The organism is Pseudomonas sp. NKUCC02_KPG, from assembly GCF_019345465.1.
Lineage (GTDB): Bacteria > Pseudomonadota > Gammaproteobacteria > Pseudomonadales > Pseudomonadaceae > Aquipseudomonas.
In genome coordinates, this window is the sequence record NZ_JAHKRC010000006.1 from 270548 (window position 1) to 283962 (window position 13415).

General features: G+C 55.8%; 12 protein-coding genes. 5 read left to right on the forward strand and 7 right to left on the reverse strand.

Annotated elements, in window-relative coordinates:
• The first annotated feature begins 16 nt into the window (after positions 1–16).
• Both KO536_RS10760 and KO536_RS10765 read left to right on the forward strand, forming a co-directional pair.
• Positions 17–370, forward strand: a complete 354-nt coding sequence (locus tag KO536_RS10760) for a hypothetical protein (protein ID WP_219261907.1) — start codon at positions 17–19, stop codon at positions 368–370.
• Positions 371–1621: 1251 nt separating this feature from the next.
• A complete protein-coding gene (locus KO536_RS10765; protein ID WP_133079490.1) occupies positions 1622–2629 on the forward strand; it encodes a hypothetical protein in 1008 nt (335 codons plus the stop codon).
• A 110-nt stretch (positions 2630–2739) separates the two neighbouring features.
• Here the strand turns inward: KO536_RS10765 and KO536_RS10770 are convergent, their stop codons facing one another.
• Genes KO536_RS10770 through KO536_RS10790 form a run of 5 tightly spaced genes read right to left on the reverse strand, consistent with a single transcriptional unit; the run spans position 2740 to position 8132 of the window.
• Positions 2740–3651: an SMP-30/gluconolactonase/LRE family protein gene (locus KO536_RS10770; protein ID WP_133079489.1), complete on the reverse strand. Its 912-nt coding sequence runs from the start codon at positions 3649–3651 to the stop codon at positions 2740–2742.
• 15 nt (positions 3652–3666) lie between these two features.
• A complete protein-coding gene (locus KO536_RS10775; RefSeq protein ID WP_133079488.1) occupies positions 3667–4629 on the reverse strand; it encodes an ABC transporter permease in 963 nt (320 codons plus the stop codon).
• Positions 4626–5612: an ABC transporter permease gene (locus KO536_RS10780; RefSeq protein WP_219261908.1), complete on the reverse strand. Its 987-nt coding sequence runs from the start codon at positions 5610–5612 to the stop codon at positions 4626–4628. The genes KO536_RS10775 and KO536_RS10780 overlap by 4 nt, the downstream gene beginning before the upstream one ends.
• Positions 5609–7063 carry a sugar ABC transporter ATP-binding protein gene (locus KO536_RS10785; protein WP_133079487.1) on the reverse strand — a complete coding sequence of 485 codons (1455 nt, stop codon included), beginning with the start codon at positions 7061–7063 and terminating at the stop codon, positions 5609–5611. Before KO536_RS10785 ends, KO536_RS10780 begins: the two co-directional genes overlap by 4 nt.
• Positions 7064–7109: 46 nt before the next feature.
• Positions 7110–8132 (reverse strand): ABC transporter substrate-binding protein, encoded by a 1023-nt coding sequence (locus KO536_RS10790; protein WP_133079486.1) that lies wholly within the window; start codon positions 8130–8132, stop codon positions 7110–7112.
• Positions 8133–8408: 276 nt separating this feature from the next.
• On the opposite strand from KO536_RS10790, the gene KO536_RS10795 reads away from it, so the two are divergent.
• Both KO536_RS10795 and KO536_RS10800 read left to right on the forward strand, forming a co-directional pair.
• Entirely contained in the window at positions 8409–9671 is a 1263-nt protein-coding gene (locus KO536_RS10795) for a GAF domain-containing sensor histidine kinase (RefSeq protein ID WP_133079485.1), read from the forward strand.
• The gene (locus KO536_RS10800) at positions 9671–10417 is read left to right on the forward strand and encodes a response regulator transcription factor (protein WP_133079484.1); all 747 of its coding nucleotides are present in this window, start codon (positions 9671–9673) and stop codon (positions 10415–10417) included. The genes KO536_RS10795 and KO536_RS10800 overlap by 1 nt, the downstream gene beginning before the upstream one ends.
• A 77-nt stretch (positions 10418–10494) precedes the next feature.
• On the opposite strand, the gene sfnG is transcribed toward KO536_RS10800, so the two are convergent.
• Both sfnG and msuE read right to left on the reverse strand, forming a co-directional pair.
• Complete coding sequence (gene sfnG / locus KO536_RS10805; RefSeq protein ID WP_219261909.1) at positions 10495–11595, reverse strand: dimethylsulfone monooxygenase SfnG; 1101 nt, start codon at positions 11593–11595, stop codon at positions 10495–10497.
• A gap of 45 nt (positions 11596–11640) precedes the next feature.
• Positions 11641–12204 carry an FMN reductase gene (gene msuE / locus KO536_RS10810; RefSeq protein WP_133079482.1) on the reverse strand — a complete coding sequence of 188 codons (564 nt, stop codon included), beginning with the start codon at positions 12202–12204 and terminating at the stop codon, positions 11641–11643.
• 448 nt (positions 12205–12652) lie between these two features.
• On the opposite strand from msuE, the gene ycaC reads away from it, so the two are divergent.
• Entirely contained in the window at positions 12653–13279 is a 627-nt protein-coding gene (ycaC, locus tag KO536_RS10815) for an isochorismate family cysteine hydrolase YcaC (RefSeq protein ID WP_219261910.1), read from the forward strand.
• The last annotated feature ends 136 nt before the right edge of the window (positions 13280–13415 follow it).

Below are 13415 nucleotides of genomic sequence, written 5' to 3' on the forward strand. Positions count from 1 at the left end.
GTTAGTGGAGGCTCCAATGACAGGACAAGTTTACATAGCGAACATCAGCAGTTCTGTGGCGAAATATTTCGTCAACGGCGCACTAATCGACATGCCGGCCCGCAAGATGAACCCGATTACTAGCACACCCTATTTCGTGCTCGTGGGACGCTCACTCTATCCGGACCCACCTAGTTCGTTTGCATTTGGAGACAATCCTTTTTGCGCAAGTTTCGCTGACTACATTCCACCCGAAACAGGGGAAATGAATTGCACTATCACCATCTCTCCTGACATCTCGATCAACGACGATCTGATCCTGTATGTGTTTAGAAACATGGCGGTACTGCTAACAACACGAGGTGAAGTTGTATCAACTTTTACAAGCTAGTCCTGGAGGGCTTCAGCGACGCCAGACAGTATTTTGGAGGCAACTCACTAAATCGCCAGTAACTCAGTTATGTAATAGTTTGCGCTATGTGAGTAGCCCCCATACCAGGCAACACAGTGACACCTATGAAAAGTTAGACTCATTGCACTCACACAACATGAGGGATCGTATATGTTGAAAATCTCAAGCGTCTTGGCTACCGCAATAATCATGGCTGGATTAATCTCTACAAGCCACGCTGCCGAAACCGATACAGCCAAGGCTCGCGGCAAGAGTATCGGGACAGCTATCGTATCGTCGCAAGCTACAGGCGACTGTCCTTCCAGTGACCGCGGAGCTAGCGCCACTGGGTCGGCTCCCGGAACAGACCACGCCGCGTGCACGGCAGCAAAGAACGCCGCGAGGGAGACACTTCGTGGCAAGGTGAATAAGGCTTGTGCGAAGTACATCACATCGACAAAACCTTGTGAGGTCATTAACTGAATATCTTTGGCTGAACACCTTAAATTCCGCCGCATGACCTGCGGCGGCAACTGTAACAGGGCGCGCTCGACGCGCCGGGTGCTTCTAGGTTGAGATCCAGCTGGTCGATGGGCCCAAAGTTTTTGATCTCAAGCCGCGTAACGTATTGGGCTTTCGTCAGGTAGGAGTCCATGCCCTCCTTGGTCTCGGTATCAATCCGCTCGGTAGGTGCAGCAGCCTCATAAGTTGCAGGTTCATCCTCACGCTCATCCACGATGGGTCTCGGGAATTCCCATGAAGTCCTGCTGAGCTCAGCCGAGAGCTGACGCCATAGAGCGGCATGTGCGCGATGGTCGCTTTCCTCATGCCAGCTAGGGGCGGAAGCGTTCGATGGCGCCGCTGCCTCGATGCACATAGCTCTCGCAGTCTAAAGAACACTTTCTCGGCGATTGTCACGTTGGCTTGCTGGCGGCGGTGTTTAAGACACTACTTTTCGTACAGTGCCTAGTAGATACGAGCCCAGCGAAGCAAATTTCTCGCGGTAAGCCTGCAGCCTATTTTGGATTTATCTAACCTCCAAAGCGGAAGCCGTAGTGCGACACGTCGGAAGTCTTGTGAACATAAATCGATGAACAGCTTCCTCATCTATTGTCCCGTACGCCCGTTCACTGTTCAACAGCCACCGCTGCATCTCTCCTTACTGAAACTTATCTAAACCTGCCAATTCTTGCTAGAATCTCTCAGTCCATAAGCACGCTATTTAAGTCGATCACTAAGGATTGGGATTGCATGATCAAAACCCTGCCAAAAATTATAATTTCAGCTGCTGCACTTTTCGGTATGTTTATTAATTTGCACTTGATCCACACACTTAGCGATCACTCTGCTGTCTCTGGCGTCGAGGAGTTGCTCAGTCTAAGGATGTATGACTGGAGCCAGTCAGTGTCCAAGAAATCAGACTTGGGTGGCTTTGTAACCTTTTCGATTCTTGGCGCTGTGATTGCCGCCTATGTAGCGTCTAAATTAAGGTTTAATTTGGAAAAGACCCTGTATTCAATAATCGCTACTGCCATAATATCTGGATTTGTTTTGGGGAACGTCCAGAACGCTGTGGTATCTCATATTGGCACTTCTTTAGTTGATAAGTACCCCGCCGCCGCCAAGCGCGCTATTTCCACCTATTATGTGCAACGTCTTGCGTGGCGCGACAATGACTATAAGAACGTACTCATCCCTGAATATTCCGGCGATAACATTCGAACAATTGAGTCGAGGCTATTCAGTGTCAATATGTTTTATTTGGTTGAAGATCCCCTTTTCGTGACAGGGGACAAGGCCAGAGGCAAAGACCTTATGGCTCTGTACTTCAATGATGCAGTTGATGCGCAAGTCAAGCAGCAGCCATGGGGGCTGCCCAAAGACAACTGGATATATGAAGGCTTTGTAAGGAAATTTGATACTGCCCACTACGATTTGCGAAGAATAAAGAATACTGTCGTTGTGCCTATTGTGTTGGCCACGACTATTTTTAGTCTGATCTTAAGCGTCTTGGTGTTCATAGGTGAAGTATTTGGGTTGGCGGGTGGAAGCTGGATAAAGATAAGGGCTTATGCAGTGGCTGGTGTTGCTATTGCTTTGCTTGTCACTCCCTTATTCGTACAAACCCACTATCACTTGACGCCAGCAATACAGCAATTTAACTGTAGCTACAGCTATTGCAATTTGGCACAACCCGTCATTGATTGGCTTTTCAGATTCGAACTGGGAGTCGTCAAATTAATCTCATACGTCACCTGAGAATCTAGAAACGGTCTCATCAGTTGAATGTCGAAGAAAACCGCCCCCCTCCGGGCGGTTTTTTTATACCGATGCAACTCAGTTTGTGTCGTGTTTGGGAGCGATCACCTTCACGGCATCTGTGCGCCCGCCACCGCCACATGGATCATGTAGAGCGACGTATTGGCGGTGATAAACAAGCGGTTGCGACGTGGACCGCCGAACGTGAGGTTGGCGACTTTCTCCGGCAGCAGGATCTTGCCCAGTAATGTGCCGTCAGGAGCAAAGCATTGAATCCCGTCACCCGCGCTCGTCCACACGTTCCCTTGTACATCGACGCGCAAGCCGTCGGGGATCCCGGGTTCGATCTCGGCGAACACCCGCGAACGACCCAAACGACAGTGGTCTATCACCTCCAGCGCTCGAATGTGATGTGGGGCTGCAAGGTCATGTGTGCGCGCCGAGTCGGCAATGTACAGAGTCTTGCCATCGGCCGAAAACGCCAGGCCATTGGGCTGAACGAAATCATCCGCCACGCATTGGACTTCACCCGTCACCGGATCGACCCGATAGACATTCTGGCCCTGCTGTTCCTGCTCAGCCTTGAAGCCTTCGTAATCAGTGAGGATTCCGTAGGTCGGGTCAGTAAACCAGATGGCGCCGTCACGGTGAACCACCACGTCGTTCGGTGAGTTCAGGCGTTTGCCCTGGTAACGATCCGCGATCACCGTGATCGACCCGTCCGGCTCAGTGCGGGTCACGCGGCGTGGGCCGTGTTCACAGGTGACCAGTCGGCCCTGAAGATCTCGGGTATTGCCGTTGGCGAAGTTGGAGTCTTGACGAAACACCGACACGCCCTGCTCTGGCGTCCAGCGCAAAATACGCTGGTTGGGAATGTCACTCCACAAGAGGTAACCACCGTCGTTAAACCAGACCGGCCCCTCGGCCCAGCGGCATTGGTTATAGAGCTGCTCGAGTTGAGTGTTGGGCAGTGTCAATGCGCGGAAGCGTTCATCGATGTATTCATAGTGAGGTTCAAACATGGAAATACCCTCTATTCAGGCAGTGCGTGCCGACTTGCGGCCACTGACGGCGGTGATGACCGCAATGATGATCAGGCCGGTAAGGATCAAGCGCACCCCGGCACTGGCGCCAAAGGTGTTAAGCATGCTTACCAGCAGATAAAGAAACAGCGCCGCTCCCCAGATGCCGGGCACGTTGGAAAATCCACCCGCCACTGAGGTCCCGCCGATCACCACGACTGCAATCGAGGCCAGCAGGTACTCCTCGCCCATGCTCAACGAAGCCCCTCCGGAAAAACCGGCCAGCAGAAGGCCGCAGAGGCTGGCAAAGACCGCACAGAGTACGTAGGTCGCGAAGCGGATCAGGTTGACATGGCCACCGGCAAGCTCCGCAGCACGGGCGTTCTGGCCAATGGCGATCGTCCAGCGGCCGTAGATGCTGCGTGTCAGCACGTAGCCCATGACGACTGCCAGCAGCACGACGCTGATCGCCAGGTACGGAACGCCCAAGATGTTTCCGGTGCAGAACTGGTAGAACATTTCCGGTGGCTGGATCCGAATGCTTCGACCGTAGGCAATCGCCATTGACTGCAACAGGAAACTGGCTGACAGCGTGGCAATGATCGGTGGTATGCGAAGCACTCGGATCAAGGCGTAGTTGGCACAACCGATCAACATACCGGCCCCCAGTACACCTAGAACGCCCAACCAGATCAGACCTGGCTGGCCGTCCATCAACTTCATGCCAATGGCCCCGCTGAGTGCGATATTGGCCGGAATCGACAAATCTATGTTGCCCGGGCCCGTGGTAATCACAAACATCTGGCCGATGCCGACTATCACGAAGAACGCCGAGAAGCTCAGTGAGCCTGACAACAGCGAACCTGCACCCTGGCCCCCGGTGAAGGCAATGGTCGCGATCCAAATCAGCAAGGCGGCGAGGAACGACCATACCCAGGGCTTGCCCATGACCGTGGTGAGTAACGGAACACGCTTCATAGTGGGCGAGCCTCAAGACGGTTGACGGACGTACGCAAGGCGAGGACGAGAATCAGAATCGCGCCCTGGGCACCCATCTGCCAGTCTGGCGAAATGCGCATAAAGGACAGCAGCGAGCCTGCCAGCACCAGTGTCAGGGCTCCCAGCACTGCACCGGTGGGCGAGACGCGGCCGCCGACAAACTCACCGCCACCGAGGATCACGCCCGCGATGGACAACAAGGTGTAACGCAGCGCGATGCTTGCGTCTGCAGAGGTGGTCAGGCCGACTAAAAACAGGCCGGCGAAGACCCCGAACGTACCGGCCAGCGCATACATGGTTATCTTGATGCGCAGCAGCGACCACCCTGCCTTCGCAATGGCCAGCGGATTTCCCCCCGCCCCCCGCAACACAACACCCAGCGTCGAACGCATCAAAAACACATGTACGGCAATCGCCAGCACCACACAGACAATGATCGCGAAAGGCAGCAAAGGTGTCTTGATACGAACCAGGCTCTGCAGCCATTCAGGCGAACTGCCTCCCGGCGCAGGCAACAACAGCACAGCAGCGCCCATCCACACGAACGACATGCCGAGAGTTACGACGATGGAAGGCAAGTTGCGTATATGAATCAGCGCGCCCAGCAACGCGTACACCGCAATGCATCCGAGCAACGCCAGGCAGCCAAGTACGGGGTGCTGGTCCAGCAACGTTGCCGCCACGCAGGCGACGAAGCTGATAAAACTGCCCAGCGACAGGTCAAGATCGTTGACAGTGATGATCAGCATCTGGGCGATGGTCGCCAAGGCGATCGGCACCGCCAGGTTAAGCATCAGGTTCATGCCCATGTAACTCATGGCCCTGGGCTGCATGATGAAAATTGTGATCAGCAGCGCCGCGAGTGAAACCCCGGGCAACGCACTGCGCAGCAGGCGTGCATAGTTCAACCCGGGCGATTTGACCGCAGCGCCTTTCAGCGGTAGCGAGGTAGATGCATTCATGCCGTTTGCTCCACAAAGGAGCAGCGAAGAATCTGCTCCTCGCTTAGTTGGCTGCGTGGCAGGTCAAGGACTGCCTGGCCATCACGAAACACATAGATGTGGTCACAGTAATCGAGCTCTTCCAGCTCTGTGGTGTACCAGATGAAGGTGCGCCCTTGGGCCGCCTCCTGAGCGATGATCGAGTACACCTCACGCTTGGTGCCGACATCAACGCCACGCATGGGATCATCCATCAGGATCAGATCGCTGCGCGATGCCAATGCGCGGGCGAACAGTGCTTTTTGTTGATTACCGCCCGACAGTGAAAGGATGGGGTTTCCCATATCCGGGGTGCGGATTCCCATGCGTTTTTGCCATTCTTCAGCCATGGCATGCTCTGCGTCCGGATCGATCAGGGCACCGCGCTTCAGATGGGCCAACGAACTGATCGTGATGTTCTCGGCGATAGACCACATCGCAAACACACCGTCATTTTGTCGATCCCCGGCCACTAGCGCGGCGCCCTGCCCCCTGGCAATACGGTGACGCAGTATTTGAATGAGTAACTGGCTTTGGCCATGTCCTGCCAACCCGGTGAGACCGACGATTTCGCCAGGATGCGCATTGACTGTCATTGCATTGGCTTGACGGGCCGGACGTTGAGCCACCACGGGAGAACCATGAGCCCGTCGCGAGACAAAAACGTGCTGTTCGCAAGCCGCCTTTGCGGCGCTCCCCATGCACTCCACCAGGGACGCGTGGGTAAAATTCGTCGCGGGGCGAATCTCTACCACTCGCCCGTCACGCATTACGGTAATGCGGTCACAGGTGTCCAGCATCTCCCCAAGAATGTGGCTAATCAGCACGATGCTGCCGCCAGCGCCGACAAAGCGCCGGACAAACTGCAGGAGTTGTTCGGCAACCCGCGAATCCAGAGAGGACGTGGGTTCATCGAGAATCACCAAGTCCAGGCGTTCATCGACACGCACGAATGCACGGGCAATTTCAACCATCTGGCGTTTGCCGATCGGCAACTCGGCAACGATGTCGTCGCCACGAATATCATGGCCCGGAAAAATCTGATCAAGACTGGCTTCGATCAGCGCCCTGGCTTTACGTCGCCAGCCCCAGCCACGAATAGCCGGTGACATCAGCCGGGTATTTTCGGCCACGCTGAGGTTTGGGCATAAAGACAGTTCCTGAAACACACAGCGGATCCCGTGCTGGCGTGCCACCTGCACGCCATAGCTGGAGCGTACTTCCTGATCGCCGACCAGCAGCGCACCGCAGTCGGCAGAAAGAGTGCCGGCCAAGACTTGCATCAGGGTGGATTTACCCGCGCCGTTATGGCCGATCAACCCCAGGCACTCTCCGCCCTGAACACTCAGGTTGACCTCACACAGGGCGCGAACAGCGCCAAACGATTTGCCGATACCTTGGAAGGTTACCAGCGCTCGTTGAAAGTCAGACATGACATTCTCCTCGGCATTGCCGCGCACTCAGGCGCGGCAATGCTGGTCAATGAGCGGATGGGCTTGTCAGCGTGGCGACGTCCTCGACGCTGTAGACCTGACTGACAATCCCGCCCTTCTCAAGGCCCTTGAGTGCAGGCTCCAGTGAGTCCTGAGTCACGCTGACTGCTGGCGACAGCAAGTCATGGGGCATTTTCTTGCCATCCAGCAATTGCTGGGCTACCCAGAACGCCAGGCTGGAGATGCTCGGAGCGCTGGAAATCGAAAAGCTTTGGTAGCCGTTGGCGTCTTTCTGTTTCTTCCACCACGACAGCTCTTCCTCGCGATTACCGAAGATAATCGTCGGCGTCGGCCGTCCAGCGGACATGAACGCCTGGGCCGCGCCGTAACCGTCATCCCCTTGAGTCACCAGGGCATCTATAGGTGGCAGGCTAGGTAAAATGCCCGCCACCGCTTTCTGCGCGGCAGTCTGTGACCAGTTGCCGTTGACCGAGCCAACGATTTTCAGGTTGGGATACTTTTGCGCGCCCGCAACGATCCCGGAATGGATCTGCTCATCCACCGAGACGCCTGCCAGCCCGCGAATCTCCAGTATGTTTGCGCCATTTGGGAAGCGTTTGGCCAGGTAATCCATCTGGTCAAGACCGCTTTGTTTAAAGTCCATGGAGATGCGATAGGCACAGGGTTCGGTGACGATGCCATCGAAGGACACGACGATAATGCCCGCATCGCAGGCCTGCTTGACGGCGCCATTTAGAGCGGTCGGCGACGCTGCGTTGATGACGATGGCGCTGTAACCCTGAAGGATGAGGTTCTGGATTTGTGCCGCTTGCTCGGTAGCCTGATTTTCACCGGTTGTGAAGGCGTCTGCGGAAGCGATAACGCCTTTTTTCACAGCGTCGTCGGTGGTCTGCTTCCAGCTGCCAAGCATATTCTGACGCCAGGAATTACCCGCGTAGTTATTGGACAAGGCGATGGTCTTGTCGGCCGTATCGGCCTGCACTTGCATGAAGGGAGAAAGCAACAGCGCGCTTGATAGAAACAGGCATCGCAACGGACGAATTTTCATGGATTGACCTTTGTTATTATTTTTGGGGTTCGGGCGGTCCAATGGATGGATGCTCACCGTTTTACACAAGTTCGATTTCAGTCTGCGCCGTCTCACAGCCAGCGTCTGCGCACATCAATGCAGATATGCGGCGCGACACCGCACCAAATATGCGGGATCACGCAATCTGCCTGCGAGCATTCGCAATTTTTCAATCAGGTCACCTGATCGCCCGCGCAGAGGGATGCCCGCGTTCAGTGATAGCGGGTATGGTAGGGCTACAAAAATAAAAGGTGCATGACCGTGAAACGACCCAGCATCCATGCCGAGGATGTCCTCCATCACTTTCTCGGCATCTCCAGGGCCCTCGCGGGTCAGTTGGACTTCCAGTCGATGATTGACGCAATTTCCGAGGAAATTCGCATCATCCTGCCCCATGATCACCTGGACATCAGCTTGCTGTTGCTGGATGGAGAAAACCATCTGCATGCTTATGAAACGGGGTTACACACCGCATGGAGCAACTTTGCCAATCACCCGCTGCCGATCGTGGAAAGTCCGATCCGTGCCCTGCTGTTGGGAGAGGAACCTTACATCCTCAGTCAAGACGCTACGACTGACCCCCGCTATCAGTTTGTCGGCGCGTTCAACACGCCCATTTTCGATGCGGGGCTGCGCAGCAGACTTCACGTGCCGTTGCGGGCGCGAGGTGAAATTATCGGTGCATTGAGCTGTTCCAAACATGCAGCCGATTACTACACCCTGGAAGACGTGCACCATACCCAGCATGTCGCCGATCTGCTGGCGTCCTACCTCTACGCACTACGCCAGACCGATCAAGCAAAAAGACTGGCGATCGCCGAAACCCAGATTCGCGCCCGAGAAGAGGGCTTGCGCCTGGGGGCCCTGCGCTTGACCGAGGAGCTGGAAAACGAACGGCAGCGCATTGGCATGGATTTACACGACCAGACGCTGGCCGACATGACGCGCCTGCACCGCCGGATCGCCCGCCTGATGACCGTGGATACGCTGTCGGGGAATGACCTGAAACCCGTCAGTGACGCGTTGCAAGAGAGCATGCAGGAGCTGCGCCTTATCATTGATGCGGTCAAACCCACAGTGCTCCAGCTTTTCGGCCTGGAAGAAGGCGTAGAGGATTTGTTGTTGCGCAGTGTGCGCAACAGTGGCCTGAGCATTGCCACTCGCCTGCGTGACACCACAGGCGGGTTAGCAAACAAGCTTGCAGAGCCGCAGAAAATTGCCCTGTTTCGCATCATCCAGGAAGCGGTTAACAACGCTATCAAACATGCTTATCCGGACTCCATTGACATCGAGATCAGCCGGGCCGCGAACCGCCTGCAGCTTTCCATCGTCGATGATGGCCTCGGACTTGACCGGGATAATCTGCTGAACTGCGGCGGAATACAGAACATGAAAATCCGCGCTCGCTTGCTCGACGCCCAACTGCAGATCGAGACCGGTCCGCAAGGCAAGGGAACACACGTCTGTATAAGTCTGCCCCTGCCCGTCCCTCACATTGAACCGGAGCAAACCGTTTGATGGATGTCTTGTTGATTGAAGATGACCCCGTTCATCGCGCATTTCTCAAGGAAGTTATAGAACTGGCGCTTCCTGAATGCACCCGGTTGCTGGAAGCCGAGGACGGGCTGGCAGGAGAGCGACTGGCCCATGAGTATGGGATCACGGCGGTAGTCATGGATTTGCAGATGCCCAGACGCACCGGGGTGGAGGCTGCCAAGACGATCTGGCGAGACCGGCCCGATACATCGATTCTGTTCTGGTCTAATTATGCTGATGAAGCCTATGTGCGAGGCATTTCGCGAATCGTTCCAGAGGGCGCTGCTTACGGCTATGTGCTCAAGACCGCCTCGGAGGAGCGCTTGCGCCTGGCGCTGCGCAGTCTTTTCATTGAGCAACAATGCGTCATAGATCGTGAGATACGCGGCGTGCAGCAGAAGTCCCAAGACCAGGTACTTGGCCTGACGGACACCGAGTATGAAGTGCTGCAAGACATCGCACTGGGACTTACAGACCGTGCCATAGCCAGTCGACGCTGCCTTTCATTGCGCAGCGTACAAAATCGATTGCAGCAGTTGTACGAAAAGCTCGGTGCCTATCAACCAACCGATGGCCATCTGGGTAGCTATACATACAATCTCAGAGCTCGTGCGGTCAGCATCGCATTGATGCGAAAATTGCTTAACCGCAATGCCATGGAGCAAGCCGAAACGGAATTGCAGCAATGGCTTCGCGACCCCCGACACGTCCCCCGCCAATCATCTTGAGGGGTTTTCCAGCTGGGTCCTGAGACCGGATTGCACATCGGATCAGGGACTCAGCCGCGAGACGCCCATCCCGTCTTTTAAGCGAGTGCCGCAGCCTTGGCCGTGACCGCCTCGCGCTCCAGCTCACGCACCAACGGCAACACCTTTCTGCCGAAGTACTCCACTTCTTCATGAAAGTGCAGGAAGCCACTGAGGATCAGGTCCACGCCCACGGCCTTGAGGGCTACGATGCGTTCAGCAATCTGCTGCGCAGTACCGATCAGGTTGGTCTTGAAGCCGTCGTTGTACTGCACCAGGTCTTCGAAAGTGGACTTGGCCCAGTTCCCTTCTCCTTCAGGACTGGAGGCACCGGCGTTCCTCACCTCGCTGCCGAAACCGTTGACGGCCTCTGGATCGGCCTTCGCGATGATCTCCTCCAGTACCGCTTGAGCCTCAGCTTCGGTTTCTCTGGCGATGACAAAAGCGTTCACCCCGACTTTCACCGAATGGCCATTGAGCGCAGCCTTGGCCCGAATGTCGTCGATCTGGGCCTTGATGCCTTCGACGCTGTTGCCGTTGGTGAAGTACCAATCGGAAACCCGCGAAGCCATCTCCCGCGCGGCGCGTGAGCTGCCACCCTGGAAGATTTCCGGGTGCGGTTGCTGCAGTGGCTTGGGTTTGAGCGTGAAGTCATGGAAACGGTAGAAGTCGCCATGAAAACTGAAGTTGTCCTGGGTCCAGATGCCCTTGAGCGCCTGGATGAATTCTTCCGAGCGACGATAGCGTTCATCGTGGTCCAGCCACGGCTCGCCAATGGCCCGAAACTCGCCCTTGAACCAGCCCGACACGATATTGACCGCAACCCGACCGTTGGTGAACTGGTCGATGGTGGCCAGCTGTTTGGCAGCCAGTACCGGAGTCCAGGGCCCAGGCAGGATGGCAGCAATCACTTTGAGCTTCTCGGTGGCGGCCAACAATGCGTGGCTGATGGTCACCGACTCATGCTGGTTTTCGGCGCCATAACCGGCGGTAAAGCGGATCTGTGACAAGGCGTACTCGAAACCGGCCTTTTCGGCGATTTGCGCCAGCTTGCGGTTGTAATCGATGTCCCAGCTGGTGCGTTGTTCGATCTTGCTGATTACAAGTCCCCCGCTGACGTTGGGAACCCAGTAGGCAAACTTGATGTTGTCCTGGCTCATTGCGTGTACTCCAGTGATACGTTGAAGTGAGGTTTACCGGTAACTTCAGGCCGCGCTGGCGTCCGGTTGCACAGTCGAAGTGAGGTTCCGGACCGCGGACTCGACAGCGCGCTCGATGCGCTCTAGCACCTGCGGGCTGGTGATCTGGTAATCGGTAAAGTCGGCTTCTGTGGCATACACCCCGATGGGCAAACTCAGGGCCTGAAAGAAACCAAACAGCGGGCGCAACTGGTGTTCGATGACCAGAGCGTGGCGGTCCGAGCCACCGGTGGCGGCCAGCAACACCGGCACGTTGTTCAATGCCTGGTGATGGACGAAATCGAACAGGTGCTTGAACAGTCCAGTGTATGAGGCGCGGTACACCGGACTGGCAGCAATCAGCAGGTCGGCCGTTTCAATGGCTTGCAGATGGGCCTCTACCCTTGCGGGCAAGTCTTCGCGGCGCAGCACCCCGGCAAACTGCGGGCCGATCTCGGACAACTCGATCAAGTGCAGCGCGATCGGCAACTGTTGCTCAAGACCGGCGACCAGGGCCTTGAGCAGCACCAGGGTGCGAGTTGGGCGCTGCACGCTCCCGGATACCGCGACCACTTTCAGAGTGTTGTTCATTGCCCGTCCTCGTGATGGCAGAGGCCGCCGCGGCACCTGCACAAGGACTGGAGCAGAAACCGTGCCATTTCAATATCTTTATAAAATCAATGAGTTATGACTTTTCGTGAAGCGCCATAGTGTCGCCTGCCGGACAGATTGTTGATCCACTGTTCCGCCTGCAACAGCTGCCTCTCTGTCCGTTCCCTACGGCGACCCGAGCTGATGTTTCCACCCGGCATTCGCAGGGTATTTGCATAACCCGTTCAGGTGTTCAGCCTTCAATTGCGCACCACCGGTTATTACCTGTCCAGACACCCTGCTCGCTCACCCAAAGAGCTGCAAATGAATTGTCTCGCTCAGGTGGACAGTCAATCGTATTTCAGGTGCTTTTTCGTCGCTGATGAGAACATTAATCTGAGCTCATCGCTGAACGACAGCCACCCGCCACTTCGAAAAGGATTCCACCATGACTAACGCAACTTACAACCGCCTGAACAAAGACGACGCCGTAGTTCTGCTGGTCGACCACCAGACAGGCTTGATTTCTCTGGTGCAGGACTTCACACCCAACGAGTTCAAGAACAACGTGCTGGCCCTGGCTGACGTCGCGAAATTTTTTGAGCTGCCTACCATCCTCACTACCAGTTTTGAACAAGGCCCCAACGGCCCGCTGGTTCCCGAACTCAAGGAAATGTTCCCGCACGCGCCGTACATCGCTCGACCAGGCCAGATCAACGCCTGGGACAACGAGGACTTCGTCAAGGCGATCAAGGCAACGGGCCGCAAGCAATTGATCATCGCCGGCGTGGTGACAGATGTCTGCGTAGCGTTCCCAACGTTGTCGGCACTGGCTGAAGGGTTTGACGTGTTCGTGGTAACTGACTCTTCGGGGACGTTCAACACCACCGTACAACAAGCGTCCTGGAACCGCATGAGCCAGGCTGGCGCCCAGATGATGAACTGGTTCTCCGTAGCGTGTGAGCTGCAACGCGATTGGCGCAACGACATTGAAGGCCTGGGCAACCTGCTGTCTCAGCGTATTCCCAACTACCGGAACCTGATGAACAGTTACTCCGCGCTGACTGCTCGCTGAAAACCGGCATAGCGTTCACGGCAATGTTGTTCACTTAAGTGATTTCTGCCTCTGTGGGAACGGGCTTGCTCGCGATGGTCGTTAACGGTGACGCGTATTTACCAAGTAAATGCTGCGCACTGAAGACCCTCGCGAG